Here is a 26464-nt window from a genome sequence, read left to right as displayed (position 1 = left end):
TCGTCATTCTGGGCTCCTTAAGGCGTTCCAGCCGCATCTTTTTTTCGGAGATGGCCATGATCCGCAGCCTTGCTGCCGCTCTTCTGCTTTCCACCGCAATCGCCAGCCCCCTATTCGCCCAGAATGCCGTAAGGTCAAAGCCTGCCGCCCTGCCCGTCAACTACGCGAGCCCTGCGCCGCGCGATGTTCCTTATCCGGGCGGCGCCATCCGCCTGGAGGTCGATGCCAGTGATACGGTGCAGCGCATCTTTCGCGTGAAGGAAACCATCCCGGTGGCAGCGAGCGGCCCGATGACGTTGCTGATGCCGCAATGGCTGCCCGGCAATCATGCGCCGCGCGGGCAAATCGAAAAGCTCAGTGGCCTCACCTTCACCGCGGACGGAAAGCCATTGGCTTGGAAACGCGACCCGCTGAACGTCTATGGCTTTGTCATTGATGTGCCGCAGGGCACGAAACAGGTCGTCGCGGAGTTCCAGTTCCTGTCCGCCACCCAATCCAATCAGGGCCGGGTAGTTGTCACGCCCAAGATGCTGAACATCCAGTGGGAGTCAGTATCGCTCTATCCCGCCGGCTATTTCACGCGCCAGATTCCGGTGCAGGCGACCGTCACCTATCCCGATGGCTGGCAGGCGGCGACGGCGTTGCGAGGGAAGAAGAGTGGATCGACCGTCGCCTATGAGACGATCGACTATGAAGCCTTGCAGGATTCGCCGATCTTTGCCGGTCGCTATTTCAAGCCGGTGGACCTCGGCCACAATGTCACGCTCAACATGATCGCCGATGATGCCGATGAGCTGGAAGCCAAGCCCGACCAGATCGCCAAGCATAAGAAGCTGGTCGATGAAGCGGGCGCGCTGTTCGGCGCCTATCATTTCAATCATTATGATTTCCTCTTCGCCATCACCGACGAGATGGGCGGCATTGGCCTTGAACATCACCGCTCATCGGAAAATCAGGTGGAGCCGGGCTATTTCAAGAAATGGAGCGAGGGCGAGGCGCTGCTTGACCGCAACCTTCTGCCCCATGAGTTCACCCATAGCTGGGACGGCAAGTTTCGCCGCCCCGACCTGCTGTGGACGCCCGATTTCAACGTGCCGATGCAGGACAATTTGCTGTGGGTCTATGAAGGGCAGACGCAATTCTGGGGCTATGTGCTTGGCGCGCGCTCGGGCCTGTTCACCAAACAGGAGACGCTGGACGCTTACGCCCATATCGCGGCCAAACTGGACACAACGCGCGGCCGCGAATGGCGGCCGATGGAAGACACGACCCACGACCCCATCATCTCGGCGCGGCGGCCCAAGGGCTGGTCTAGCTGGCAGCGGTCCGAAGACTATTATAATGAAGGGTTGATGATCTGGCTGGAGGCCGATGCGATCATCCGCCAGCAGACCAAGGGCGCCAAGGGCCTGGATGATTTCGCCAAAGCCTTTTTCGGCATCAATCCGGGGGATTGGGGACAGGTCGTCTATAATCGCGGCGAGGTGATCAAGACGCTGAACGCCATCGCTCCCTATGACTGGACCGGCTTCTTCGACAAATATGTGGACAGCACCACGCGCGAAACACCCAAAGGCGGTTTCGCCTTGGGCGGATACAAGCTCGTCTATGGCGATACGCCCAACGCTTTCACCAAAGCGGCCGAGGGCAAGAATCTCGACCAAAGCTTCGGTATCGGCCTGATCGTGAAGGGCGATGGCGAGGTTTCGAACGTCGTCTGGGACAGTGCCGCCTTCAAGGCGGGCCTGGTCACCGGCGCGAAGATCGTCGCGATCAATGGCGACGAATATTCCGCCGACGTCTTCAAGGCTGCACTGAAGGCCGCAAAACCGATGCAGATGATCGTCAAACAGGATAAATACTATCGCACTTTGACGCTCGCATATTCAGGCGGGCTGCGCTATCCGCGCCTCGAAAAGACAGGAGAGGGTGAAGGCAGCCTGGACCGGCTGCTCAGACCGAAAACATGAATCACCCGCAGTGCCAACGCGATTTTTAGAAGGCGTAAGTCATGAATATCGAACTGATCCCGGTCGGCGACGATCCGCCCAACAGCTTGAACGTCATCATCGAGGTCCCCGTGGGTGGCGAGCCCGTCAAATATGAGTTCGACAAGGCATCGGGCGCGCTGTTCGTGGATCGCATCCTGCACACGCCGATGCGCTATCCCGCCAATTACGGCTTCGTGCCGCACACCCTGTCGCCCGATGGCGACCCGCTCGACGCGCTGGTGATCGCGCGTTCGCCCTTCGTGCCCGGCTCGGTCGTGCGCGCGCGTCCGATCGCCGTGCTGAATCTGGAAGACGAAGCCGGTGGCGACGAAAAGCTGGTCTGCGTTCCGGACAACAAGACCTTCCCTTATTATAGCGACGTCGATGAGAAGGACGATCTGCCCGGAATCGTGATGGAGCAGATCGAGCATTTCTTCACCCACTATAAGGATCTGGAAAAGCAGAAGTGGGTGCGGGTCGGCACATGGGGCGGCGCGGAAGACGCCCGCCGCATCACCATCGAGGCCATCGAACGCTACAAGGCTGAGAAGAAGGCGGCGTAAGCGCCACTTCAACTGTTAAAGAGGCCGCGCGGGAGATGTCCTGCGCGGCCTTTTTTCATGCCCGGTGTCGGCCACAAACCGTCATTCCAGCGAAAGCTGGAATTTCAGGAGATGTGGCGCTACATGGCCTGAGACCCCAGCTTCCGCAGGGGTGACGGTAAGGTGGCGCGTCACCTCCCATCCACACCAACCTCTCACATCGACGACAAACATCAAATCAGCCGATCCGCCTCCAGCGCGGCCGCCAGCGAATCCCGCCCACGCGGCATGCGGGCGTGCAGCCGGGCGTCGGCTTCCGCCAATCGCTCGACCCCCATCGTCAGCTGCTCCTCGGGCAAGGTGAAGGGCAGACGCAGGAATCGTTCGAACGCGCCGCTGACCCCGAAGCGCGGGCCCGGCGCCACCCGTACCCCGTGACTTTCCGCGATCGCCGCCAGCGCGGTCGCTTCGGCGCGGGGCAATTCAGCCCAGAGCGAGAGACCACCGGCCGGCGATTCGACACGCCAGTGCGGCAGATGTTTTTCGATCTGCGCGATCAGATGATCGCGGCGGGCGCGCAACAGATCAGCACGAGGCCCTAGCCCCTCATCGCCGTCGATCAGCTGCGCGACGGCAAGCTGCTCCACCACCGGGCTGGCCATGTCCATCGTCGTGCGCAGCCGCCCCAGCGCCGCGATCGTCTGCGGATCGGCGCGGATCCAGCCGACGCGCAGCCCGCCCCAGAAGATCTTGCTCGCCGATCCCATCGTGATGACCTGGCGGCCGGAAGGATCATGGATCGCCACCGGCGGCGGCGCAGGGAAGTCGAGCCCCATCGCGACCATCGTCTCGTCGATGATCAGCGGCGTATGGCTGCGCGTTGCGGCGGCGACCAGCGCGCGCCGGGTCGCCGGATCCATGCTGCGGCCAGTGGGATTGTGGAAGTCGGCGATGACATAGGCAAAGCGCGGGCTCGTCTGGCGGAAGGCCGCCTCCATGGCGTCAATGTCCCACCCTTGCGCGGGGAGGCCGACGGGCACTGGCACGACATGGGCGCGCTGCAGCGCCTGGATGACATTATGATAGGTCGGATGGTCGATCACCGCCCGGTCACCCGGTCCGGTCAGCCATTGCAGCAGGAGAGCGAAACCCTGCTGCGCGCCGTTGGTGACGATGATCTGGTCGGGGCTGGTGGGACAGCCCCGCCGCTCGAACTGCGCGGCGATGGCGCGGCGCAGCGGCGGCAGCCCCAGCGGGTCATAACCAAGCTCCCCCAGGAAAGCGGGCAGCGCCTCCACCGCCGCCTGGCAGGCGCGGCCAACGCCCGGTGCGGCGGGCAAGGCGGCATGGGTCCAGTTCAGGATATTGCCATGAGAAACCATGTCGATCTCAGGCGTCTCCAGCTCCACCCGGCCTGGTGGCAGACGAGTGACGCTACCGGAACCCTGACGGCTTTCCAAATAGCCTTCATCGCGCAGCCGATCGAAAGCGGCCGCGATGGTCGTGCGGCTGAGGCCCAGCGCAGCGGCCAACTCCCGCTCGCCGGGCAGCCGGACATTGAGGCCGACGCGCCCGTCCAGCACCAGCATGCGCAACGCCTGGGCCAGCTGGCGATAAGCCGGCTCGGCGCTCTCCTCTACCCGCCAGGCGCCCAGCAGGCGAAGCAGCGAAGGAGGGCGAAGCGCGGAAGTGGACATGACCAGTTCTTTTCAAGAGGAGAACGACAAGTCCACCTATCGTCAAATGGATGTGTTGTAAAAGGCCATTTTATTGCAAGCCAGCGGAAGACCCTTGCCCCCTGACCGGCCAGCAGAGCCCGCTGGCCGGTCCTTTTCTTTTATCAGCGACCGATCAGCCGCATCGAGGCGCTCGACACCCAACCGCTCAAGCAAGGCCCTTCATAGGACTGCTTACGTTCGGCTGGTTCCGACAAACCGCAATCTCTGGTGGTATCTTCCACGACCACGCCCAGCCATTTCTGGTCGAGGCTACGCGTGCAGACATAGGCCCGGCCACCTTCCGCCAGACGCGCAACTTCCTGCGCCTCGGCAAAGGGCGCGGCACGGATAGCGAGGCCGCGAGCGCCGACGCGCACCGCCTGCCCCATCGCACCGCATGGGTCGAGCCGAGGGCCATCTTCCCCGATCGTCACCGGACGCCTGATCTTCGCTTCCAGCCGCGTCTCCGGCATATCTTCACGGGGTGCGCCGGCGATAGAACTATTGGGCAAATCCTGCAGCACGTCGCTGCTGTCGGAGCAGGCGCCAAGCATGAGAAGAAAAGGAAGAATGGCGCGCATTCCACGCTGATAAACCCCGGCGGGGACAAGCGGAAGATGCCATGTTTCGCTTTAGTTTCTTAGGGGATGTCCCTATATGCTCGCCATGAGCGAGGAAAGTCAGAACAGCCCCAACAGCAACGCCTATGGCGCCGACAGCATCAAGGTCCTGAAAGGGCTGGATGCCGTGCGCAAGCGGCCCGGCATGTACATTGGCGACACCGATGACGGGTCGGGCCTGCATCATATGGTGTTCGAGGTCAGCGACAATGCGATCGACGAGGCGCTGGCCGGACATTGCGACCGCATCTTGATCACGCTCAACCCCGACGGGTCGGTCAGCGTGGAGGATAATGGGCGCGGCATTCCGACCGGCATTCACAAGGAAGAAGGCGTGTCGGCGGCGGAGGTCATCATGACCCAGCTGCATGCGGGCGGAAAGTTCGAGAACACCAACGACGACAATGCCTACAAGGTCTCAGGCGGCCTGCACGGCGTCGGCGTCAGCGTGGTGAACGCGCTCAGCGAGTTCCTGGATCTCAATATCTGGCGGGACGGCAAGGAGCATTATATGCGCTTTGCCTATGGCGATGCCGTCGCGCCGCTGAAGGTCATTGGCGACGCACCCGAGGGGAAAAAGGGTACGCGCGTCACCTTCCTCCCCTCGACCGAGAAGGTCCCCGGCGACGGCGGCACCTTCAAGAATCACACCGAATTCGATTTCGAGAAGCTGGAGCATCGCTACCGCGAGCTGGCGTTCCTGAACTCGGGCGTGCGGCTGTTCCTGATCGACGCACGGCACGAGGAAAAGAAGGAAATCGAGCTGTTCTACGAAGGCGGCATCGCGGCCTTCGTGAAATATCTCGACCGCAACAAGACGCCGTTGATGCCCGATCCCATCGCGATTTCGGGCAGCCGCGACGATGTGACCATCGACGTAGCGTTGGAGTGGAACGATTCTTATTATGAGAATGTCCTCTGCTTCACGAACAACATCCCGCAGCGGGATGGCGGCACGCATCTGGCCGCCTTCCGCGCCGCGCTGACCCGCACCCTCAACAATTATGCCGACAAGTCGGGCATGTTGAAGAAGGAGAAGGTGTCGCTGACCGGTGAGGATATGCGCGAGGGCCTGACCGCGATCGTCTCGGTCAAGCTGCCTGATCCCAAATTCTCGTCACAGACCAAGGACAAGCTGGTCAGCTCCGAAGTCCGCCAGCCGCTGGAAAGCCTGATGGCCGACAAGATGGCGGAATGGCTGGAAGAGAACCCGCAGCACGGCAAGATGATCGTGCAGAAGGTGATCGATGCCGCCGCCGCCCGCGAGGCCGCGAAGAAGGCGCGTGAACTGACCCGGCGGAAAGGCGTGATGGACATTGCCTCGCTGCCCGGCAAGCTCGCCGACTGTCAGGAGCGCGACCCCGCCAAGTCCGAACTCTTCCTGGTCGAAGGTGATTCGGCCGGCGGCTCCGCCAAGCAGGGCCGCAACCGGCACAATCAGGCGATCCTGCCCCTGAAGGGCAAGATCCTGAACGTCGAGCGCGCCCGTTTCGACCGGATGCTTTCGTCCAAGGAAGTCGGCACGCTGATCCAGGCGATGGGCACGGGCATCCGCGACGATTTCAACCTGGAAAAGCTGCGCTACCACAAGATCGTCATCATGACCGACGCCGACGTCGATGGCGCGCATATCCGCACGCTGCTGCTGACGTTCTTCTACCGCCAGATGCCGCAGATCATCGAGGCGGGGCATCTCTATATCGCCCAGCCGCCGCTCTATAAGGCGACGCGTGGCCGGTCCGAGGTGTACCTCAAGAATGAAGCGGCGCTGGAACAATATCTGGTCGATAATGGCGTCGAATCCATGGCGCTGGAAACGACCCAAGGGAAGCGGTCGGGCGACGACCTGCGTTCATTGATCGAGCATGGACGGCGGATGCGGGCGGTGATGCGCTATGTGCCGCGCCGCTATAATCCCGCGATCATAGAGGCGCTGGCGATCAACGGCGCGCTCGATCCGGAACTCAGCAATGACGCGCAGGCCGAGCGCCTGGACAACACGGTCAAGTGGATGGATGCGCAGGACAATGAGGGCAACTGGAGCGGGCGGGTCGCCGAAGAGGGCGGCTTCCACTTCGAACGTCTGTGGCGCGGCGTCACCGATCATCACATGATCGAACATGGCTTTATCGGATCGGCCGAGGCGCGCAAGCTGCACACCATCGCCGCCGAGGAAGCCGACAGCTATCGTAACACCAGCCGCCTCGTAACCGCCAAGGCCGCTGCCGCCGCCGAGGAGGCAGGCGAGGATGATCTGCCGGTCTTGGCGAAGGGCGCGGTGGCAGTAACGCGGCCGAGCGAATTGCTGGAAGCGGTGCTGACCGCCGGGCGCAAGGGCTTATCGATCCAGCGCTACAAGGGCTTGGGCGAGATGAATGCGGAACAGCTGTGGGAAACCACACTGGATCCGGACAATCGCTCCATGCTGCGGGTAGAGGTCGAACAGGCGGACGTCGCCGACGAAATCTTCACACGCCTGATGGGCGATGTGGTCGAGCCGCGCCGGGAGTTCATTCAGGACAACGCGCTGAACGTCGCTAATCTGGATGTGTGATTTTTCGGGTTGAAGCGGTTATTTGATAGCCGCTTCAACCTATCAGCCGGACCGCAGTCAACGACCATTTGTTGTTCCCGCCGGGTAGATCGCACGTATTAGTAATGGTCGCATTGCCACTAAAGGAGAGGCGCAGCGCGACCATCTGAAAACAGTTTAGTGACATGCCTGACGTGCCGTTGAATGTCAGCGTATCGTTGGGGAAATAGAAGGCTCCGCTCAGCGTCGAGTTTGAATTTCCATTGATCTGACAGCATTGATTGCTCGCTGCCGCCCTACTGTCCCGGTATATGGTGATGCCATTATAGGTGCCACTGGTCGATTGAGTAAGATCAACCTCCGCGCCTCCATTGATGTCCATAGTTGCGAAGCTGTTCGCGTTGTTTGGCGTAGTGCTGGTGAGCACAAACGTACAACCCGAACAAGTGAGATGACCCTGAGCTCCTACCTGCAGACCGGCATTGTTGGCGCCATTAGCTAAATAGTAGGTTCCAGACGACAGTGTGAGGTTGCCCTGAACGTTGATGGTTCCATAACAGCCCGGCGGATGAGTAGATCCGTCGTCGGTCGTTCCAGACGGAACGTCGATAACTTTCCAAGTATTGTTATTGATTTTGCACGCGCCGTTCGAAACATCGCTGGTGCTGGGATCATAATTGTTGCCTGCTAGCGGGTCGGTCAATGCGGCGTGATTGGGCATTAGCAATGTGCCGCTTGCATATGCTGTCGATGAAGGAATCCCCCCCATGGCGACGATCGGCGACACCCTCACCGTAGGCTGACCGTTCACATTCACGGCGTTCGTGGCGATCGAGTTGGTCCCTGCGCCGCACCCCAGATCTAAGGTCGAATTGCCCGCGAAAGTAATGCCGGTGTTGTTGCCGCTTTCCTTGGCAAAGAAGCAGACCTTTCCATCGGAAACCACCGCAGCTCGCGCTTCGGCGGCTACATCGGATGTAGAGCGGCCGAACAATGCCATGAGGGGGGTCGGCTGAGTGCTGACAAGGCGCACATACATCGCTGATGCGTAGGTAGTGCTGCCGCTCGTATAGGCCCCGGGCGTGATCGTGGCGGTTGCGCTCGGAACAAGGGGGTTCTGCGTCAGCGCTTTGTTCGCCTGTGCAGTGGCGGTGCTATTTGTCTGGTCCTGATAGAGCGAATAGGCTCCGGCCATCGCCGCAGAGTCAGCCTCCCGCTGCAATTCCCGCTTTACATGCGCCAGCTGCATCGTGTGGACCCCGAGACCCGCTGCGCCGATTGCGACAGGCAGCGCCAGGGCAGTCAGCATGAGCGCATTGCCCCGCGCGTCGGACCAGAGCGTGCGAAGACCGGCAAGGCGGTTGAGGAATGGCATGGTCAGGTCCTCGGCTTAGCTGATGACATAGGCTCTGCGCGTTTCCGACAGCGCGATGGTCTTGCTGCCGAGCACATAATTTATCGTCAGATTATAGCCCATCGTGATGGTGACGTAGCTCGGCGTTCCGCTTGTGAAGGTGACGGTCGGCGCGACGATGTTCGCCGGTTCCATCCCGAATCGCTTGGCCGCTATTCTCGCCTGAATGTCGGCCTCGCTGGGCTTGGGCCATGTGGTCGCATATCGCGCCGCGTCTTCGACGGTGCTCCGCAGTCCCGCCTGCGCGTAAAAGAGGACGCCCAGCGCCGGGATAGCGATCAGCATGCCGAGCAGGACCGGCGCGACGAGCGCGAATTCGAGCACGCCGACACCACGGCAGTCCAGCGCGAGCTTGCAGAGGAGGCGCAAGAACCTCATTGTATCCTCAGCACTCCGGTCACGGAAATGGGCACCACTCCGTTAGAATTACCCAGCGCTCGCGTCAGGGGGCTGAGCGCAAAGGACGGCGTGAAGGTCGTTGAAATCTGAATCTGCGTGTAGCGCGCCGTTTCACCCGAAGCGCATGTGCTGCTCCAGCTAGTCGCAGTTCCGCCGCATTCCAGTGTCTGGGTGACAGTTACCCCCGCCGCATCGACATTCGCCTGGGCCGCCGCCTGCGCCTGTATATCGCTTACGGCGATATCCTTGCCCCCCATCCACGACATTTCCAGGCCGCGATTTACAGCCTGTTGTATTTTCATTTTGGCAGCGCCGTAGCGGGCGATATCAACCGTACCCATGATGGTGAGGGCAAGAAACGGCGCGACCATTGCCGTTTCGACCAGAGCAACGCCGTTGGCATCGCTGAACAGCGCGGCAAAAAGCCTGCGAGGGGATAATGCTGTGTCGCCAGCGCGTTGAAAACGCCGCCGGCTCCCCAGCTGGGGCCGCAGCAATCGGCCTGAAATGGCATGCAGCATGAAAAATCCACCAAACACAGAGGATTTTCTACTCGCGCATGCTGTGCATTTGCTTAAATAGCGTGGTTAATTACGAATTAAGACCTACGCTAACAGTCCATATATACCCAACGATATATTTATAAACTGCTAAAAGGGAGGCGAAGTATGAAAGCATGGCTGTTTATTACGGGCATGCTGCTTTTAACCGGGTGCGGCCGTAAAGAAACGATGGCGGACCTAAGCACTAATGATGCGCCGATTGCTCAAACGGTGATCGCCGCCCAACCATCTGTGCCACAGGTCGCTATGTCTTCTACGCCTCGCGAATCGGCTTCGCCCGCGCCAACTCCCGTCGATACGACTCCACTCAGCAACGAGACTCGCTATCGCGCGCTGGGTACGGAGCCCTTCTGGGCCGTAACGGTCAAGGGATCGACGGCCACGCTGGAGCGCCCCGACAAGTCACCTGCGCATTACCCCATCACCCGCGCGGACGACGGCCGTACGGTTCGTTACATCGGCGACGGCTTTTCCATAATCGTCACGGAAGGCCCCTGCAGCGACGGCATGAGTGACGCCCATTGGGCCGACCGCGTCGCAGTGTCTTTCGGCGAAGGAACATTGAAAGGGTGCGGCGGCGTCCGCGAGGATTTCTAGTCCGTCCGCATCGCTTCGGCCACCAGCGCTTCCGCTTCGATCAGCAAGGCATCTTCCGCCGCCGTCTGCGCCACCTGTTCGCGGCCGATCAGGATCAATACGGGTACGGCCAAAGGACTCACCCGGTCGAGATCGATATGCAGCATCGTCGCCGACGCGCGGTCGATCAGGTCGCCCAGCCGCCCCACATCCGTCATCCGTGCCCGGGCATCGGCCCAGGCAGCCTTTATCAGCAGATGATCGGGCTGATATTTGCGCAGTACCTCATAGATGAGGTCGGTCGAGAAAGTGACCTGCCGTCCCGTCTTGCGCTTGCCGGGATGTTGCCGCTCGATCAGTCCCGCGATCACTGCAACATCGCGGAAGGCCCGCTTGAGCAAGCTGGATTGCTCCACCCATTCGACAAATTCATGATCCAGAATGTCGGCCGAAAACAGGCTTTGCGGATCCGTCACGGGCTTCAACCCATAGACGGCCAGCGCATAGTCATTCGAAACAAAGCCAAGCGGCATCAGCCCCTGCGCGTCCATACGTCGGGTCAGCAGCATGCCCAGCGACTGGTGCGCGTTCCACCCTTCGAAACTGTAGCAGACCAGATAATGGCGCCCCTCATGCGGGAATGTCTCGATCAGCAGCTGCCCCGGCTCGGGCAAGGCGGACCTGTATTTCTGCACTTCCAGCCAATCGCGGACATCGTCCGGGAAGCGGCGCCATTCCTCCGGCTCCGCTAGGAAATGACGGACCCGGTCGGCAAGCCGCGTGGACATGGCCATGCGGGTGCCGCCCCAAGCGGGGATTCGCGCCTGTTTCGATGTGGCGCGCACGACAAGGTCGGTCAGGTCCATGCGCACCACCTCCAGGGCAGTGCCGGAGAAGAAGAAGCTGTCGCCCGGACGCAATGTCGCGGCGAACCCCTCCTCCACCGTGCCGAGCTTGCGGCCATTGGCGAAGCGCACGTCGAGGACGGGTTGATCGACGATGATGCCCGCATTCAACCGATGCTGCTGGATGAAGCGCGGATGCGAGACGCGCCATAGTCCGTCGGCCTCACGCATCAGCCGCTTGAAACGATCATAGGCCCGCAGCGCGTAGCCGCCCCCCTCTATGAAGTGAAGGACGTTGGCGAACCCCTCGTCGGTCAGCGCGCTATAGGGCGTTGCGGAACGTATCTCCGACAGCAGCTCCTCTTCACGAAAGGGCGCGGCGCAGGCCAGCGCCATGACATGCTGGGCCAGGACATCCAGGCTGCCGGGGCGGAAGTCGTCCGCGTCGCGCTCCCCCTCCTCCACCGCATCGAGCGCGGCACGGGCTTCAAGATATTCAAAGCGGTTGCCGGGGATCAGAATGGCTTCGCTGGGGCAATCCAGCCGGTGATTAGCGCGGCCGATTCGCTGGAGCAGGCGGGAGGACCCCTTGGGCGCGCCCATCTGAATCACGCAATCGACATTGCCCCAATCGACACCCAGGTCGAGGCTGGCGGTTGCGACGAGCGCGCGCAGCTTCCCCGCCGCCATTGCGCTCTCGACCTTCCGCCGCGCTTCGACCGACAGGCTGCCATGATGGATGGCGATAGGAAGGTTCGCCTCATTCACCGTCCACAGTTCCTGGAAGATGAGTTCGGCAAGCCCGCGCGTGTTGCAGAAAACCAGCGTCGTCTGCCGCCGCTCGATTTCCGCCATCACCTGTTTCGCGGCATATTTGCCCGAGTGGCCCGACCAGGGAATACGCCCCTCGGGAATGAATATGGCGACGTTGGGATCGGCCCCCTGCTCCCCGATGACCGGCGTCACGCTGTTGATGTCTCCATCGGGCGCAAGCCAGGCGCGGTAGGCATCCACATCCGCGACCGTCGCCGACAGCGCCACGCGGCGCAAGTCCGGGTTGATCCTCTGCAACCGCGCAAGCGACAGGCTGAGCAGGTCGCCGCGCTTCTGCGTCGCGAAGGCGTGAACCTCGTCGATGATCACGGTCTGCAGTTGTGCGAACATCAGGAAGCTGTCCGGATAGCTCAGGAGCAGCGAAAGCGATTCGGGCGTGGTCAGCAATATCTGCGGCGGCCGCGCCCGCTGCCGCGCCTTGCGATCGGATGGCGTGTCGCCTGTCCGGGTTTCCACCCGGATCGGCAGGTCCATTTCCTCGATCGGCGTCAGCAGATTGCGGCGCACGTCCACCGCCAGCGCCTTTAGCGGCGAGACATAGAGGGTATGAAGCCCCTCACCGGGACTGTCGATCAGATCGACGAGCGTCGGCAGGAAGCCCGCCAGCGTCTTGCCCGCCCCCGTGGGCGCCACAAGCAGCGCATGATCCCCGACGCGCGCGGCGGCGAGCATGTCCATCTGGTGACGGCGCGGCGTCCAGCCGCGAGAGGTGAACCATTGCTCCAGCGGTTCAGGTAGGGCTTGGCTCATGAACGGGATGTAGGGTGCCGGGCAAGCGCTGTCACGGGCCGGGCGAGCGATCCATTCTGTCGAGCGCCGCCATGCGGTTGTGGCCCTTTGCCCTGCCAAGGCGTTACACTGCAATCGATGCGGCGCAGCAGAATGCCGCCCAAGCAGGAGAAATACGATGACCGGCGAAACCGAGGCCGATCTCACTGGTGCGGAACCCGCCCGCAACCGCCGACGTCCCAAACCCGCGATCATGGAGATTGGCGGCCGCAAGCTGAAGCCCGCGACCCTGATGATGGGCCATGGCTATGATCCCACCCTGTCCGAAGGCTCGCTGAAGCCGCCGATCTTCCTCACCTCCACCTTCGCTTTCGAAAGCGCGGCTGCGGGCAAGCGCCATTTCGAGGGCGTGACCGGCATCAGGCCGGGCGGCGCCGAGGGGCTCGTCTATTCCCGCTTCAACGGTCCCAATCAGGAAATTGCCGAAGACCGGCTGTCTGTCTGGGAAGAGGCGGAGGACGCCTTGCTCTTTTCCAGCGGCATGTCCGCTATCGCGACGACATTGCTTGCCTTGGTGCAGCCCGGCGACGTCATAGTCCATTCAGCGCCGCTCTACGCCGCGACCGAAGCGCTGATCGGCCGCATCCTCGGCAAGTTCGGCGTACAGTGGCTCGATTTCCCCGCGGGCGCGACGGAAGAGGAGATTGGCGCGGTCATCGAACAGGCCAAGGCGCTGGGCCGCGTCGCCCTCATCTATCTGGAGAGCCCGGCCAATCCCACCAATGTGCTGGTCGATGTGGAAGCAGTGGTGGCGCGGCGCGATCAACTGTTCGGCGGTGAAGCGCATGTGCCGCCCGTCGCGATCGACAACACCTTCCTTGGCCCGCTGTGGCATCATCCGCTTGCCCATGGCGCGGACTTGGTGATCTACAGCCTCACCAAATATGCGGGGGGTCATAGCGATCTGGTGGCGGGCGGCGTACTCGGCCCCAATGGCCTCATCAACACGATCCGGCTGATGCGTAATACCATCGGGACGATCCTGGACCCGCACAGCGCGTGGATGCTGTTGCGCAGCCTGGAAACGCTGGAATTGCGCATGACCCGCGCGGGCGAGAATGCCGCCAAGGTCTGTGCTTGGCTGAAGGACCAGCCGCAGGTCGAAAAGGTCGTCTATCTAGGATTCCCCGAAACGGAGCGGCAGGCCGACATTTACCAGCGGCATTGCACCGGCGCGGGGTCCACTTTCTCGCTCTACCTCAAGGGCGGCGAGGCGGAAGCCTTCGCCTTTCTCGACGCGCTCAAAATCGCCAAGCTCGCGGTCAGCCTGGGCGGCACGGAAACGCTCGCCAGCCATCCAGCGGCGATGACGCATCTGTCCGTGCCCGCCGAACGCAAGAAGGCGCTGGCGATCGGCGACAATATGGTCCGGATCTCCATCGGCTGCGAGGATGCCGACGACCTGATCGCCGACTTCGCCCAGGCGCTGAAGGCGGTGGGATGAGCTTGGGCCGCCCCGTCATCCTGATCGGCCAGCCGCTGCTGAAACCGCTATTGCCCCTGTTACAGCCGCACTATGATGCGCTGCCTCTGTGGGAGGATGAAGGAGAGGAGCAGCGGGGCGAGGCGCGGGCCATCATCTGGGCTGGTGAATTTGCACTTCCTACCGCCCTGCTCGACTCCATGCCGCAGCTCGGCCTCATCGCCTGTTTCACGGTGGGCTATGACGGCGTCGATCTTCAGGTGGCACGCCAGCGCGGCATTGCCGTGACGCATGGGGGAGACGCCAATGCGGAAGATGTGGCTGACCATGCGATCGGCCTGATACTGGCCCACCGCCGTTGGATCGTCGAAGGCGATCGGCAGTTGCGCGCCGGACTTTGGACGCCGGAATCGAAGACGCGCACTCGCTCCATGGGCGGCGCACGACTGGGCATCGTCGGCATGGGGCATATCGGCTTGGCGGTCGCCCGCCGCGCCGAGGTTATGCGGATGCGCATCCATTGGTGGGGACCGCGCGACAAGCCCGGCCTTTCCTGGCCGCGCGCAGAAAGCCTGGAGGCGATGGCGCTGGAAAGCGACATTCTGCTCGTCACCGCGCGCGCCGATGAGGACAATCGCGGCATGATCGATGCCGCCGTCATGGATGCGCTCGGCCCGGAAGGTCTGCTCATCAATGTGGCGCGGGGACAGCTGGTGGACGAAGGCGCGTTGAAAAACGCCCTGCGCAACGGCCGCCTGGGCGGCGCTGCGCTTGATGTGTTCCAGCAGGAACCGACGCCCGCCGTTGGTTGGGCCGACGTGCCGAACTGCGTCCTGACGCCACATATTGGCGGGGCGACCGATGAAGCGGTGGGGCGCATGGCGCAGATGCTGCTCGCCAATCTTGAGGCTTATTTTGCGGGGAAACCGCTACTGTCGCCGGTTACCGAGGGTCCCGCTTGACCTCAGGACCAGTCCACCCGCGTCCAGCCGCGCTGTGCCGCCAGCTTCGCCAGCGGCTTATGCGGGTTGGAAGCAAAGGGCAGGTCGGCAAACTCCAGCATCGGCGCATCCGACACATGGTCCGAATAAGCGCGGATCTGCGCCTGGGCGCGATCGATTGCCTCGGCGGCCATCCACGCCTTGATCATCCGCAGCTTGCCCGTGTCATAGCAATTCTCGCCCGCAATCTTGGCGCGGACATAACGCAGGTCCTGGCTCAGATGATCGGTTGCGATCACCGCGTCGAAACCCAGCCGCCGCGCAATCGGCTCGACATAGAGACGGTAGGATGCCGTGGCGAGCACCAGCTGGTAACCGTCCGCCTTGTCCCGCGCAATCTGGGCGAGCGCCCCTGCGCGAACATTGGTCGCCAACACTTTGGCCGCATAGCTTTCGACATGCGGCATCAGCTTGGTCCGCTCGACATTATAGCCGATCATGAGCGCCTGGTTCAGCTCCTTCAGGCGCTGGCGACTGATCAGCTTCACTACATAAGCCAGCATCAACAGAATGACGCAGGGAAACAGCACCAGCCGCCATGGCGCCATCGCCCTGGCAACGTGGATCAGAAAGCCCGTATAGGTGCCGGAAAAGGTCACCGTGCGGTCCATGTCGTAGATTGCGAGACGGTGCGTCATGCCGTTTCCGAAACTTTTGGGTCCTGCTGTCGTTCTATCGTGCGGATGGGCCGTTTCGGCTTGCCGTGCAACCGATAATGGACCACTAAACCGCCTTGATGAACAAAGCCGCCGATCTTGTCGAAGAAACGCGCGATGGCGGTACTGTCATTCGGCTTCTAGGGCATCTCTCCATTGCATGCCTGCGTGATCTCCCCTCGCGGCTGGAGGCTGTTGCTGGACCTGTCGCGGCGATCGATCTGTCTGACGTCGATCATATGGACACGATCGGCGCCTGGACCGTGCACCGCACCGCCAAGCGGCTGAATTGCGACGTCACCGGCGGCGGCGACGATGTGCAGCGGCTGATAGAGGCGGTTGGAAAGCTGGACGAGCCGGTCAATATCCGACCCGATTATGTCCCACCCATGCAGCGCGTCGTCGGTCAGATCGGCGAAGCCGTCGTCACCGCGGGCTCCACCCTGTTCGGCCTCGTCGGCTTTTTCGGCGGTACGTTGCTGGCGACCTGGAACGTCATCCGCCATCCTAGTCGCTTCCGCGTTAACGCGGTGGTGCAGCGGTTCGAAGTGGTCGGCGTATCGGCGCTCGGCATCATCGGCCTGATGAGTTTCCTCATCGGCATCGTCATCGCCCAACAGGGATCGGTCCAGCTGCGCCAGTTCGGCATGGAGATGCTGACGATCAATCTCGTAGGCCGTCTCACCTTCCGTGAGCTGGGCGTGCTGATGACCGCCATCATGGTGGCGGGCCGTTCCGGCTCCGCCTTTGCGGCGCAGCTCGGTACGATGAAGCTGACCGAGGAGATCGATGCGATGCGCACGATCGGAGTGTCGCCTATGGAAGCGCTGGTGCTGCCGCGAACGCTCGCAGTCGTCGTCATGATGCCGCTGCTCGGTTTCTATTCCTCGGTCGTGGCAGTGATCGGCGGCGGTTTCCTCTGCGCCGTGTCCCTCGACATTCCGCCCATCACCTTCGTTCAACGGCTGCGTGAGGTGGTCCCCATCACCGATCTCTGGGTAGGCCTGCTCAAAGCGCCCGTCTTCGGCGTTATCATCGCGCTCGCGGGCTGTTTCCAGGGCATGCAGGTGAAGGGCAATGCCGAGGAGGTTGGCCTCCGCACGACGTCGGCCGTGGTTCAGGCGATTTTCCTCGTCATCGTCATAGACGCCTTCTTCGCCGTATTCTTCACTTGGCTGGGCTGGAACTGATGGCGGAGGAGGAGGAAGTCGCCGCCGAGGAGGCTCGCGTCAACAAGGCTGTCGAAAAAAGCGACATCGCCATCTCGGTGCGCAATCTCAAAAACAGCTTTGCCGACCAGGTCGTCCATGAAGGGCTCGACCTCGACGTGCGCAAGGGCGAGATTTTGGGCGTGGTCGGCGGATCGGGCACGGGCAAGTCGGTGCTGATGCGGTCGATCATCGGCCTGCAAACGCCCGATGAAGGCGAAGTCCGCGTCTTCGGCGAATCCATGATTGGCCGCTTGGACGATGAGGCGCTCGCCATCCGCAAGCGCTGGGGCGTGCTGTTCCAGGGGGGCGCGCTCTTCTCGACCCTCACGGTCGCTGAAAATGTCGAAGTGCCCATCCGCGAATATTACCCCAATATCGGTTCCCAACTGCGCGACGAGATTGCGGCCTACAAGATCCGCTTGACCGGCTTGCCCGCTGAGGCGGGGCCGAAATATCCCGCCGAATTGTCGGGCGGCATGAAGAAGCGCGCTGGTCTGGCGCGCGCGCTCGCGCTGGATCCGGACCTGCTGTTCCTTGACGAACCGACCGCCGGGCTCGACCCCATCGGCGCGGCGGCCTTTGACGATCAAACGCGCAGGTTGCAGCAGACGCTGGGCCTCACCGTCTTCCTCATTACCCATGACCTCGACACGCTCTATTCGATCTGCGACCGGGTTGCGGTGTTGGCGGACAGGAAAGTGATTGCGGTCGGCACCATCGACGAGCTGCTGGCGACCGATCACGCTTGGATCCAGGAATATTTCAACGGTCCTCGTGGCCGCGCCGCGACCGCGGCCGTGACCCGCGAGCGAGAGAAGACGGCCGAACAGCCATCGGACGGAAGGCGATAGGATATGGAAACCCGCTCCAACCATGTGCTGGTGGGCACGGTCACGCTGCTCCTGTTGGCAGCGATCATGATCGCCGCCTTCTGGTTTTCGCGCCTCTCGGAGGGCGACAACATGGAATATGACATCTTCTTCAAACAGTCGGTGAACGGCCTCGCTAAAGGATCGAGCGTCAATTATTCGGGCGTTCCTTCCGGCCAGGTCGAGAAGATCGAATTGTGGAAGCGCGATCCCAGCTTCGTGAAAGTACGCATCTCCGTGAAGGAGGGGACGCCAGTCCTTCAGGGCACAACCGCGACCATAGCGGGCGTCGGCTTCACCGGCGTCAGCGAGATTGTGCTGGATGGCGCAGTGAAGGGCGCGCCGCCCATCGGTTGCCCTGCCGAAAACCCGCTCTCCGCCTGCCCCGATGGCGTTCCCGTCATCCCGACCAAGCCCGGCGCTTTGGGCGAACTGCTCAACAATGCGCCGCAATTGCTGGAGCGGCTATCGACCCTGACGGAACGGCTGACGGAGCTGCTGAACGACAAGAATCAGCAGTCGATTGCCGGCATCCTCGCCAATGTCGAGCGTGTCTCCGGGGCGCTTGCCGACCGCAGCCCCGAAATCGCCGCGACGCTAGCCGAGGCACGCGTCGCCGTTCAGCGCACCGGCATCGCCGCCGAGCAAATTGGTAAGCTTGCCGCGACCACGGATTCCATGCTGACGGATGAAGGCAAGCCGCTGATGGCTGATCTCCGCAAGAGCGTGCAGTCAGCAACCCGCAGCATAGACACGCTCGACAAGACGATCGCCGAAGCGCAGCCGGGGGTTCGCGCGTTCAGCAACCAGACGATGCCCGAAGTGAATCAGCTGGTGCGCGACCTTCGTGAAATGTCGCGCGCCTTCCGCGGCGTCGCCGAAAAGCTCGATCAGCAGGGCGCGGGCTCGATCGTCGGATCACCCAAACTGCCCGATTACAAGCCATGAGAGGGAGCGAGATGATGTTCCACAAGAAACCTGTTCCGCTCGCCCTAGCCCTGGTTGCCGCGCTTTCCGGCTGCGTCTCCTTCGGCGGCAAGCCTCCCGAACGGCTGCTGTCTCTGGATGCGGCGCAGAAGGTAGCGCCGGGAACGCTACGCACCGTGTCCGCAGGCTCGACGATCACGGTCGCCGATCCCGAAGCGCCCAAGCTGCTGGACACGGTTCGCGTGCCTGTGCGCACATCGCCGACCTCGATCGCCTATGTGACGAAAGTGCAATGGGCCGACACGCCCCGTCATCTGTTCCAGAAGCTGCTGTCGGAAACCATCGCCGCGACCAGCAATCGCATCGTCCTCGATCCCGGCCAATATTCGGCGGATGCCGGCCAACGGCTGATGGGCGAACTGGTCGAATTCGGGCTCGACGAATCCAGCAACAATGCCGTTGTCACCTATGACGCCATTCTCGCTGGCCCAGGCGGCACCGCCCTCGCCCGCCAACGCTTCACCGCCAGCGCTCCGGTGGGTGGCAAGATTGATGCCGGGAATATCGGTGTTCCGCTAAACCAGGCTGCGAACAAGGTCGCGAGCGACGTAGCGGCCTGGCTGGCGGCCACCGGCCGCTAACCCTTGTCGTCCCGGCTTGGCCGGGATGACAATCACCCTATTCCAGACTCTTGCCCACCTGCTCGGTCACGTCCTTCGACAGACCAGGTTCAGCCAGGATGCGCTGCAACTCTCCCCGCATCAGGGCCGCGCGCTCATCATCGAACCGGCACCACCGGCCCAGCGGCGGCACCAGCCGCGCCGCGGTCTGCGGGTTGAGCTTGTCCAGTGCGATAATGCAGTTGGCGACCAGCCGGTATCCCTTGCCCGACCTGTGATGGAACGCCCACTGATTGCCCCCAAAGGCGCCGTAAAGCGACCGGACCCGATTGGGATTGGACAGGGTGAAATCCGGGTGCCGCCCCAGTTCTTCCACCAGATCGACCGTATCGGGGTGGAGGGCGAAAGCCTGCGTCTGGAACCATTTATCCAGTGTCAGCGCGTCATTGCGGTAGCGATTATAGAAAATATCCAGCGCCGCTTCCCGCTCGTCACTGGCCCCGTTGGCGAGCGTCGCGAGCGCCGCCTGCCGTTCGGTCATATTGTCGGCCTCGTCGAATTGCGAAAAGGCGACTGCCGCGCCATCCGGCACGCCAGACGCGACGAGGCAGATCAGCGCCGTGTTCCGCAGCTTGCGCGCGCCCTTGGCAGCGGATGAGAGCGAAAAGCTGTTTGCCTTGGTCCTCGCATGAATGTCACGCCACAGCGGCTCCAACTCTTGCCCGATCCGCCGTTGAAGCGCATCGCGCGCAATGTGGATCGCATCCGGATCCACCTTCGCCATCTGATCGCCAAGATAGGCTTCGCTCGGCAGGCGGATTGCCTCAGCGATAAAGGCGGGGTCGAGATGCGGATCGACAACCGTGTCACGGATCGCCGCAACAACCGCCGCCTCATCAACATTCTGCCCCGCGATACGGCCGACAAGCACATTGACCATGAGCTGTTGCATAGCTTCATAGCGGGCGAAGGGATCATCGTCATGGGCCGACAGAAACGCTAGATCGCCCTGGCTACGGTCCGTCGCAACGATCACCGGCGCGGAAAAGCCACGATTGATCGACAGTACAGGGGCCTCAGCGAAACCGCCAAAGGTAAAGCTCTGCTGCGGCTGGGTCAGCATCAACAGCTCTTCGCCCTTGTGCGCGCTCCCGATCCTATCAAAAAGGGCAGTCCGCAGGGGTATCGCCATGGGCTGCTTGTCCGGCTGTCCCGGCGTCGGCGGCATGCTTTGCTCCAACAACAGTTCGACGGTTTGCGTCGCTTCATCATGTCGCAGGGTGGCGCGGACATGCGGCGTCCCGGCCTGTTCATACCAACGGCGGAACTGACCAAGGTCGATCCCGCCCCCCTCTTCCATGGCCCTGACAAAATCCTCGCAGGTCGCCGCCTGGCCATCGTGCCGCTTGAAATAGAGATCACTGCCAGCCCGGAACCGCTCAGGACCCAGCATCAGCGCCATCATCCGGATCAGTTCCGCTCCCTTGTTATAGATGGTCGCGGTGTAGAAGTTGCTAATCTCAATATAGGATTCCGGCCTCACCGGATGCGCAAGCGGCCCGGCATCCTCCTGGAACTGCGCGGCGCGCAGAACACGGACGTCCTCGATCCGCTTGACCGCATGGCTGCCCATGTCTGCCGAAAAATTCTGATCCCGAAAGACCGTAAAGCCTTCTTTCAGCGACAGTTGGAACCAGTCACGGCACGTGACCCGATTACCCGACCAGTTGTGGAAATATTCATGCGCTACGACCCCCTCAACCCCATCATAGTCGATGTCGGTAGCCGTCTCCGGATCCGCCAGAATATAACGTGAATTGAATATGTTAAGGCCCTTATTCTCCATAGCGCCGAAGTTGAAATCGGCGACGGCGACGATGTTGAACACGTCCAGATCATATTCGCGCCCATAAACGCGCTCATCCCATGCCATGCTGTTTTTGAGAGCCTCCATCGCATGCCCGGTACGGGGCAGGTCAGCTTCCTTCACCCAGATGCCGAGCTTCACCTCGCGGCCGCTCATCGTCACGAAGCTGTCCGCATTGCAGGCCAAATCTCCAGCCACCAGTGCAAAGAGATAGCAGGGCTTGGGGAAAGGATCGGTCCATCGCGCCCAATGCCGCCCATCCGCCGAACTGCCTTGCTCAATCGGATCGCCATTGGCCAGGAGAACCGGAAAACGCGCCGGATCCGCCTCCATGCGCACTGAATAGCGCGACAGCACATCCGGCCGGTCCGGGAAGAAAGTGATGCGGCGGAAACCCTCTGCCTCACACTGGGTACAAAGAAGCCCGCCGCTAGCGTAGAGCCCCATCAGCTTGCTATTATTCTCCGGCGCGAGTTCGACGAGTGTTTCAATCTGATGCGCGTCGCCCGTCAGCGGAATTATCAAGGCGCCGCCATCCAATGTCCACTCCCCGCTTTCCAGCGGACGGCCATCCACCTTCACTTCCAACGGGACGAGGCCATCGCCATCAAGCTTCAGGTAGCGGTCATGAGCGCCGTTACGCGCAACGCTCAGGACCGCGCGTATCTGAGTGCGTGCGGGGTCGAGCGCAAAATCCAGGTCGATTTCGGGCACCAACCAATCCGGCGGCCGGTAGTCCTGGCGGCGGATGATTGCGGGAGAGGCGGCGTTGGTGGATTGCATATCGGCCATGACTGCAACCTAAGAAGCCGCCCACCAAAAGGCCAGTAGCGCAGCGATCTAATTACGCCGAGCTAGTCTGCCGGATCAGATCCGCTCCCCGGACAGGCGCTGACACAGCATATCGAGTTGATCCAGTGTCGAGTAGCGCAGCAACAAGGTGCCGCCCGCGCCTTCTCCATGGGCGATATCCACCTTCAGCCCCAAAATGTCAGCCAAATGCTGCTCCAGCGCTTCGATGTCAGCATCTTTCCCGTTCGAAGCCGCTACATTGAGGGCGCGGGGTGGCGCTCCATCGCCCTTCTTCGTGCGGCGGACCAGATCTTCGGTGTGGCGCACCGACAGACCCTTGGCCTCGACAGTGCGGGCAAGCACCTCGCAATCCGGCGCGCCGATCAGCGCGCGGGCATGACCCATGGAGAGCTTCTGCTCTACAACCTGCTGCTGCACGGCCGCGGGCAAATCGAGCAGGCGGATAAGATTAGCAATATGGCTGCGCGATTTGCCGACCAGGCGTCCCAGGGCTTCCTGGCTGTGATTAAAGTCGGCAATCAGCTTGCGATAGGCTTCTGCCTCTTCAATGGGGTTCAGATCCTCGCGCTGAATATTCTCGACCAGCGCGATTTCCAACGTTTCCGCTTCATCGAAGTCCCGCACGATCGCCGGGATTCGGTGCAATTGCGCCCGCTGCGCCGCGCGCCAGCGCCGCTCCCCAGCCACGATCTGAAAACCACCACCATGGGGGCGCACGATGATGGGCTGGATGACGCCCCGCTTGCCAATACTGTCAGCAAGTTCGGCCAAGGCGCCCTCGTCGAAGTGGCGGCGGGGCTGCTCCGGATGAGGCTGGATCAGCGCGACTTCAATGCTCTGAATGGCTTTGGTCGAGGCAGAGGGCGTCGTCGGAGCGACGGGCTCTTCCCGAGCGACATCCCCCAGCAGAGCCGACAGGCCACGTCCCAATCCATGTGGCCGCTTGCCAACCTTCAACTTCTCATCATTTTCGTTGCTCAAGCTGCAGCCTCCTGTCGAGGCAGGCGCGAGATCAATTCACGGGCTAGACGCATATAGGCTTCTGATCCTGAGCAGCGGAAATCATAAATAAGGGCGGGCACCCCATGGCTGGGAGCCTCGGACAAGCGGACATTGCGTGGAATAACCGTGGAAAAAACAAGGTCGCCCAGGCATGCGCGAACGTCATCGGCTACCTGTTCCGTGAGCCTATTGCGCCGGTCATACATGGTAAGCGCCACGCCCATGATAGATAGGCCAGGATTGAAGCGCCCGCGGATTCGCTCCACCGTCTGCAACAGCTGAGATAAGCCCTCCAAGGCGAAAAATTCACACTGCAATGGCACTAGCAAAAACTGGGCCGCGACCATGGCATTGATCGTCAGCAAACCCAATGAGGGGGGGCAGTCGATTAGGCAAATGTCCCATCGTCCTGTCTGTGCCTCATTCAGGACGCGTTCCAACCGGTGCGTGCGCTCCTCATATTCGATCAGTTCGATCTCGGCACCCGACAGATCTTGCGTAGCGGGTACAATGTCCAACTTCGGCACGCGGGTAGGAAATACCGCATCATCTACCCCACAATTTCCGACCAATAAGTCGTAGCTCGACCGGGCGCGCTCGGACTGGTTGACCCCCAACCCCGTCGATGCGTTGCCCTGCGGATCAAGGTCGATCAGCAACACTCGCAGGCCGGTGGCGGCTAGGCCGGTCGCCAAATTGATAGCGGTAGTGGTCTTTCCGACCCCACCTTTCTGATTGGCGATGGCAATTCGGATCATCCTCGACCTTTCTTGCTCCTGGGCATTACCGAGCGCGCTGTGATGATGGCGCTATCTGGATCGGTGACGCTTCGTTCCACGTGAAACACACCTTGCCATGTTGGTCGCGCCGCCTCCAGTTCATTTTCGGCATTTCGTCCTTTTGGCAGCAGCCAGATTGTCCGATCGCTTGACAGATGATGAGCAGATGCCAGCAACCGTGGCAAGGGCGCATAGGCACGCGCGCTGATTACAGCCGCCGGAACTGTCTTGGCAGTCTCTACTCGCCCTCCAAATATCTGGGCGTGATCTAGTCCCAACTCAGCGATTACAGCGCATAAAAAGTCGATCCTCTTCCGTCGGGCTTCGACCATCAGCACGGGGCGGTCCGCCAAAATGGCAATAACGATAGCCGGCAGCCCTGCCCCCGAGCCTAAATCGAGCCAAGCCCCGTCAAGGGCCGAATGAGCCAGAGGCAATAATTGGGCGGAATCAACAATGTGCCGAGCCCAAACATGACCTCGGGTGGATTCAGCAATCAAATTCTGGACATCCATCTCCGCCAAGAGAAGGCGAACATAGCGTTCGAGCTTGTTCATTGTTTCACGTGAAACATGTAACTGCGTGTTCAGCCAAGTCTTGGCTTCTTCTTCCGTCATGCGGCGCGGCGCCTTACATGAACTAGAAGCGCGGCCAGAGCTGCCGGGGTGATGCCCCGTATGCGTCCCGCCGCAGCCAGCGTGTCAGGGCGCGCCCGTTCAAGCCGCTCGACCATTTCGCTTGAGAGGCCGCCGATCGTTGCAAAGTCGAAACCCGCGGGAATGAGTACACGCTCATTCCGCCTTAGGTCGGCTATCTCTGCCGCTTGTCGTTCGAGATACGGTGCATAGTGAGCGTCCTCGAGAATCTCGTCGCGTAAATCATCTTCGATCAAGTCCAGCGAAGGGGCCATCGAACATAGCAGCCCTCTGGACACTTCAGGAAACCGAGCCCATTCGAACAATGTCCGACGCGCTCCATCCTGCCGCACGTTGGCGCCCGCTTTGGCCATCTCTGTGGCCGTTATAGGTCGCTCCATCTCAGCGACCGTAATTTGCCGCTGACGTGCTCGGCGCTCATAATAGGCCGTTCGTTCCGCACCGATGATGCCATGCATCTGTCCAATTTCCGCTAAGCGGCTCCCCGCATTGTCCGCCCGTAGCCGCAGGCGATATTCCGCCCGCGCCGTTAGCATGCGGTACGGCTCCGTGACGCCTTGCAGCACAAGGTCATCAATCATCACGCCGATATAGCTGCTCGCGCGATCGAGAATGAGCGGCTCTTCGCCACGCGCACGCGCCGCAGCATTGACCCCGGCAACCAGCCCCTGTGCCGCGGCCTCTTCATAGCCTGTCGTGCCATTGATCTGCCCGGCGCAAAACAGCCCTGGCACCTCACGCATTTCCAAGCTGGCGTCCAAGGCCCTTGGATCAATATGGTCATATTCAACCGCATAACCCGGGACGACAATTTGCGCGCTCTCCAGACCGACCATGGAGCGCACCATCGCCAGTTGAACATCGGCGGGCAAAGATGTGCTGATGCCGTTGGGATAAACGAGATGATCCGCGAGCCCCTCCGGCTCAAGGAAGATTTGATGACCATCACGGTCGCCAAACCGCATCACCTTGTCCTCAATGGAGGGACAGTAGCGCGGCCCGCTCCCCTCGATCGCGCCGCTGAACAAAGGCGACCGCCCCAAGCCAGCCCGGATAATGTCGTGCGTGTTATTGTTGGTGCGGGTTATCGCGCAGCTTAATTGCGGCAAGTACCGCCGAGCGGATAATGCCGACATCGTCCACGCGCCGCTGTCCGACGGCTGCTCATCCAACATCGCCCAGTCGATCGTCCGGCCATCGAGCCTCGGCGGCGTCCCGGTCTTTAACCGGCCCATCGGCAGTCCCAGCCCGCGCAATTGAACACCCAAAGCCGCCGCCGCGCGTTCACCCGTCCTGCCGCCTGCGCTGGTATCCTCGCCGCGAAACAGTTTTCCGCCCAGGAATGTGCCGGTTGCAAGCACTATGGCTCGCGTCTCAAGGCGGCTCCCGTCAGCCAACTCCAATCCGCCAACTTCGCCATTAGTCAGCAGCAGCGCCGACGCCTCGCCTTCAATCATCTCCAGCCCCAGCTGCGCAGCGATCATCCGATGGATGGCGGCGCGATAATGCGCGCGATCAGCTTGAATACGCGGGCCTTGAACTGCTGCGCCCTTGCTGCTGTTGAGCATCCGGTAGTGGATCGCCGCCGCGTCCGCCGCCCGCCCGATAAGTCCGTCGAAGGCATCCACCTCGCGCACAAGATGCCCTTTGCCGAGCCCGCCTATGGCAGGGTTACAGGACATGGCCCCGACGGTGGCTCGTTCAAAGGTTAGCAATGCGACACGCGCGCCTTTGCGCGCCGCTGCAGCAGCAGCCTCACAGCCGGCATGGCCACCGCCTACCACAATCACATCAAACGCTGTCCGCATGGCGCGGC

General features: G+C 61.7%; 22 protein-coding genes. 10 read left to right on the top strand and 12 right to left on the bottom strand.

Going from position 1 to position 26464, the window contains the following annotated elements; genetic code table 11:
• Positions 1-56: 56 nt before the first annotated feature.
• Together ACFO3E_RS14460 and ppa are read left to right on the top strand one after the other, a co-directional pair.
• Entirely contained in the window at positions 57-1970 is a 1914-nt protein-coding gene (locus ACFO3E_RS14460; protein ID WP_380805516.1) for a M61 family metallopeptidase, read from the top strand.
• 41 nt (positions 1971-2011) lie between these two features.
• Positions 2012-2554 carry an inorganic diphosphatase gene (gene ppa, locus ACFO3E_RS14455; RefSeq protein WP_066525809.1) on the top strand — a complete coding sequence of 181 codons (543 nt, stop codon included), beginning with the start codon at positions 2012-2014 and terminating at the stop codon, positions 2552-2554.
• 212 nt (positions 2555-2766) lie between these two features.
• On the opposite strand, the gene yczR is transcribed toward ppa, so the two are convergent.
• On the bottom strand, positions 2767-4230 hold the full coding sequence (yczR, locus tag ACFO3E_RS14450; RefSeq protein ID WP_380805513.1) for a MocR-like transcription factor YczR: 1464 nt from the start codon (positions 4228-4230) through the stop codon (positions 2767-2769).
• Between the two features lie 143 nt (positions 4231-4373).
• Positions 4374-4832: a hypothetical protein gene (locus ACFO3E_RS14445; protein WP_066525812.1), complete on the bottom strand. Its 459-nt coding sequence runs from the start codon at positions 4830-4832 to the stop codon at positions 4374-4376.
• Between the two features lie 85 nt (positions 4833-4917).
• On the opposite strand from ACFO3E_RS14445, the gene gyrB reads away from it, so the two are divergent.
• Positions 4918-7425 (top strand): DNA topoisomerase (ATP-hydrolyzing) subunit B, encoded by a 2508-nt coding sequence (gene gyrB, locus ACFO3E_RS14440; RefSeq protein ID WP_066528899.1) that lies wholly within the window; start codon positions 4918-4920, stop codon positions 7423-7425.
• A gap of 34 nt (positions 7426-7459) precedes the next feature.
• Here the strand turns inward: gyrB and ACFO3E_RS14435 are convergent, their stop codons facing one another.
• The 3 genes from ACFO3E_RS14435 to ACFO3E_RS14425 are packed head-to-tail and all read right to left on the bottom strand — an operon-like array spanning position 7460 to position 9738.
• Positions 7460-8779 carry a TadE/TadG family type IV pilus assembly protein gene (locus ACFO3E_RS14435; RefSeq protein ID WP_066525814.1) on the bottom strand — a complete coding sequence of 440 codons (1320 nt, stop codon included), beginning with the start codon at positions 8777-8779 and terminating at the stop codon, positions 7460-7462.
• A 15-nt stretch (positions 8780-8794) separates the two neighbouring features.
• On the bottom strand, positions 8795-9196 hold the full coding sequence (locus ACFO3E_RS14430) for a TadE/TadG family type IV pilus assembly protein (protein WP_066525816.1): 402 nt from the start codon (positions 9194-9196) through the stop codon (positions 8795-8797).
• Positions 9193-9738, bottom strand: a complete 546-nt coding sequence (locus ACFO3E_RS14425; RefSeq protein WP_066525820.1) for a TadE/TadG family type IV pilus assembly protein — start codon at positions 9736-9738, stop codon at positions 9193-9195. Before ACFO3E_RS14425 ends, ACFO3E_RS14430 begins: the two co-directional genes overlap by 4 nt.
• Positions 9739-9948: 210 nt before the next feature.
• On the opposite strand from ACFO3E_RS14425, the gene ACFO3E_RS14420 reads away from it, so the two are divergent.
• A complete protein-coding gene (locus tag ACFO3E_RS14420) occupies positions 9949-10377 on the top strand; it encodes a membrane-like protein (protein WP_380805509.1) in 429 nt (142 codons plus the stop codon).
• Here the strand turns inward: ACFO3E_RS14420 and ACFO3E_RS14415 are convergent.
• Positions 10374-12785 (bottom strand): ligase-associated DNA damage response DEXH box helicase, encoded by a 2412-nt coding sequence (locus ACFO3E_RS14415; RefSeq protein ID WP_380805506.1) that lies wholly within the window; start codon positions 12783-12785, stop codon positions 10374-10376. The genes ACFO3E_RS14420 and ACFO3E_RS14415 overlap by 4 nt on opposite strands.
• A gap of 157 nt (positions 12786-12942) precedes the next feature.
• Here ACFO3E_RS14415 and ACFO3E_RS14410 point away from each other — a divergent pair, with 157 nt between their 5' ends.
• On the top strand, positions 12943-14268 hold the full coding sequence (locus ACFO3E_RS14410; RefSeq protein ID WP_066525828.1) for a cystathionine gamma-synthase family protein: 1326 nt from the start codon (positions 12943-12945) through the stop codon (positions 14266-14268).
• Positions 14265-15209, top strand: a complete 945-nt coding sequence (locus ACFO3E_RS14405; protein ID WP_380805504.1) for a 2-hydroxyacid dehydrogenase — start codon at positions 14265-14267, stop codon at positions 15207-15209. The genes ACFO3E_RS14410 and ACFO3E_RS14405 overlap by 4 nt, the downstream gene beginning before the upstream one ends.
• Before the next feature lie 2 nt (positions 15210-15211).
• On the opposite strand, the gene ACFO3E_RS14400 is transcribed toward ACFO3E_RS14405, so the two are convergent.
• A complete protein-coding gene (locus ACFO3E_RS14400) occupies positions 15212-15886 on the bottom strand; it encodes an HAD family hydrolase (RefSeq protein ID WP_066525832.1) in 675 nt (224 codons plus the stop codon).
• Between the two features lie 98 nt (positions 15887-15984).
• Here ACFO3E_RS14400 and ACFO3E_RS14395 point away from each other — a divergent pair, with 98 nt between their 5' ends.
• The 4 genes from ACFO3E_RS14395 to ACFO3E_RS14380 are packed head-to-tail and all read left to right on the top strand — an operon-like array spanning position 15985 to position 19552.
• Positions 15985-17094 carry an ABC transporter permease gene (locus ACFO3E_RS14395; RefSeq protein ID WP_066525834.1) on the top strand — a complete coding sequence of 370 codons (1110 nt, stop codon included), beginning with the start codon at positions 15985-15987 and terminating at the stop codon, positions 17092-17094.
• Complete coding sequence (locus ACFO3E_RS14390) at positions 17094-17966, top strand: ABC transporter ATP-binding protein (protein WP_066528902.1); 873 nt, start codon at positions 17094-17096, stop codon at positions 17964-17966. The genes ACFO3E_RS14395 and ACFO3E_RS14390 overlap by 1 nt, the downstream gene beginning before the upstream one ends.
• Before the next feature lie 3 nt (positions 17967-17969).
• The gene (locus ACFO3E_RS14385; RefSeq protein WP_066525838.1) at positions 17970-18932 is read left to right on the top strand and encodes an MlaD family protein; all 963 of its coding nucleotides are present in this window, start codon (positions 17970-17972) and stop codon (positions 18930-18932) included.
• Positions 18933-18943: 11 nt separating this feature from the next.
• A complete protein-coding gene (locus tag ACFO3E_RS14380) occupies positions 18944-19552 on the top strand; it encodes an ABC-type transport auxiliary lipoprotein family protein (RefSeq protein ID WP_380805500.1) in 609 nt (202 codons plus the stop codon).
• 37 nt (positions 19553-19589) lie between these two features.
• Here the strand turns inward: ACFO3E_RS14380 and pepN are convergent, their stop codons facing one another.
• The 5 genes from pepN to mnmG all read right to left on the bottom strand — a co-directional run bounded on the left by pepN (position 19590) and on the right by mnmG (position 26456).
• Complete coding sequence (gene pepN, locus ACFO3E_RS14375) at positions 19590-22190, bottom strand: aminopeptidase N (protein ID WP_380805497.1); 2601 nt, start codon at positions 22188-22190, stop codon at positions 19590-19592.
• Between the two features lie 75 nt (positions 22191-22265).
• Positions 22266-23192 (bottom strand): ParB/RepB/Spo0J family partition protein, encoded by a 927-nt coding sequence (locus ACFO3E_RS14370; RefSeq protein ID WP_066525845.1) that lies wholly within the window; start codon positions 23190-23192, stop codon positions 22266-22268.
• A complete protein-coding gene (locus ACFO3E_RS14365; RefSeq protein ID WP_380805495.1) occupies positions 23189-23971 on the bottom strand; it encodes a ParA family protein in 783 nt (260 codons plus the stop codon). Before ACFO3E_RS14365 ends, ACFO3E_RS14370 begins: the two co-directional genes overlap by 4 nt.
• Positions 23968-24609 (bottom strand): 16S rRNA (guanine(527)-N(7))-methyltransferase RsmG, encoded by a 642-nt coding sequence (gene rsmG, locus ACFO3E_RS14360; protein ID WP_380805493.1) that lies wholly within the window; start codon positions 24607-24609, stop codon positions 23968-23970. The genes ACFO3E_RS14365 and rsmG overlap by 4 nt, the downstream gene beginning before the upstream one ends.
• On the bottom strand, positions 24606-26456 hold the full coding sequence (gene mnmG, locus ACFO3E_RS14355; RefSeq protein WP_380805491.1) for a tRNA uridine-5-carboxymethylaminomethyl(34) synthesis enzyme MnmG: 1851 nt from the start codon (positions 26454-26456) through the stop codon (positions 24606-24608). The genes rsmG and mnmG overlap by 4 nt, the downstream gene beginning before the upstream one ends.
• Positions 26457-26464: the final 8 nt, after the last annotated feature.

The organism is Sphingobium tyrosinilyticum (assembly GCF_042654265.1).
In the GTDB taxonomy this organism is placed as follows: Bacteria; Pseudomonadota; Alphaproteobacteria; order Sphingomonadales; family Sphingomonadaceae; genus Sphingobium; species Sphingobium tyrosinilyticum.
Note: the sequence above shows the minus strand (reverse complement) of the source record. Positions and strands in the feature narration are given on the sequence as shown.

What these genes read in the sequence shown, in the direction of transcription:
- ACFO3E_RS14460 (WP_380805516.1), top strand. Translation starts at nt 57, where the DNA reads ATGATCCGCAGCCTTGCTGCCGCTCTTCTGCTTTCCACCGCAATCGCC.
- ppa (WP_066525809.1), top strand. Translation starts at nt 2,012, where the DNA reads ATGAATATCGAACTGATCCCGGTCGGCGACGATCCGCCCAACAGCTTG.
- yczR (WP_380805513.1), bottom strand. Translation starts at nt 4,230, where the DNA reads ATGTCCACTTCCGCGCTTCGCCCTCCTTCGCTGCTTCGCCTGCTGGGC.
- ACFO3E_RS14445 (WP_066525812.1), bottom strand. Translation starts at nt 4,832, where the DNA reads ATGCGCGCCATTCTTCCTTTTCTTCTCATGCTTGGCGCCTGCTCCGAC.
- gyrB (WP_066528899.1), top strand. Translation starts at nt 4,918, where the DNA reads ATGAGCGAGGAAAGTCAGAACAGCCCCAACAGCAACGCCTATGGCGCC.
- ACFO3E_RS14435 (WP_066525814.1), bottom strand. Translation starts at nt 8,779, where the DNA reads ATGCCATTCCTCAACCGCCTTGCCGGTCTTCGCACGCTCTGGTCCGAC.
- ACFO3E_RS14430 (WP_066525816.1), bottom strand. Translation starts at nt 9,196, where the DNA reads ATGAGGTTCTTGCGCCTCCTCTGCAAGCTCGCGCTGGACTGCCGTGGT.
- ACFO3E_RS14425 (WP_066525820.1), bottom strand. Translation starts at nt 9,738, where the DNA reads ATGCTGCATGCCATTTCAGGCCGATTGCTGCGGCCCCAGCTGGGGAGC.
- ACFO3E_RS14420 (WP_380805509.1), top strand. Translation starts at nt 9,949, where the DNA reads ATGGCGGACCTAAGCACTAATGATGCGCCGATTGCTCAAACGGTGATC.
- ACFO3E_RS14415 (WP_380805506.1), bottom strand. Translation starts at nt 12,785, where the DNA reads ATGAGCCAAGCCCTACCTGAACCGCTGGAGCAATGGTTCACCTCTCGC.
- ACFO3E_RS14410 (WP_066525828.1), top strand. Translation starts at nt 12,943, where the DNA reads ATGACCGGCGAAACCGAGGCCGATCTCACTGGTGCGGAACCCGCCCGC.
- ACFO3E_RS14405 (WP_380805504.1), top strand. Translation starts at nt 14,265, where the DNA reads ATGAGCTTGGGCCGCCCCGTCATCCTGATCGGCCAGCCGCTGCTGAAA.
- ACFO3E_RS14400 (WP_066525832.1), bottom strand. Translation starts at nt 15,886, where the DNA reads ATGACGCACCGTCTCGCAATCTACGACATGGACCGCACGGTGACCTTT.
- ACFO3E_RS14395 (WP_066525834.1), top strand. Translation starts at nt 15,985, where the DNA reads ATGAACAAAGCCGCCGATCTTGTCGAAGAAACGCGCGATGGCGGTACT.
- ACFO3E_RS14390 (WP_066528902.1), top strand. Translation starts at nt 17,094, where the DNA reads ATGGCGGAGGAGGAGGAAGTCGCCGCCGAGGAGGCTCGCGTCAACAAG.
- ACFO3E_RS14385 (WP_066525838.1), top strand. Translation starts at nt 17,970, where the DNA reads ATGGAAACCCGCTCCAACCATGTGCTGGTGGGCACGGTCACGCTGCTC.
- ACFO3E_RS14380 (WP_380805500.1), top strand. Translation starts at nt 18,944, where the DNA reads ATGATGTTCCACAAGAAACCTGTTCCGCTCGCCCTAGCCCTGGTTGCC.
- pepN (WP_380805497.1), bottom strand. Translation starts at nt 22,190, where the DNA reads ATGGCCGATATGCAATCCACCAACGCCGCCTCTCCCGCAATCATCCGC.
- ACFO3E_RS14365 (WP_380805495.1), bottom strand. Translation starts at nt 23,971, where the DNA reads ATGATCCGAATTGCCATCGCCAATCAGAAAGGTGGGGTCGGAAAGACC.
- rsmG (WP_380805493.1), bottom strand. Translation starts at nt 24,609, where the DNA reads ATGACGGAAGAAGAAGCCAAGACTTGGCTGAACACGCAGTTACATGTT.
- mnmG (WP_380805491.1), bottom strand. Translation starts at nt 26,456, where the DNA reads ATGCGGACAGCGTTTGATGTGATTGTGGTAGGCGGTGGCCATGCCGGC.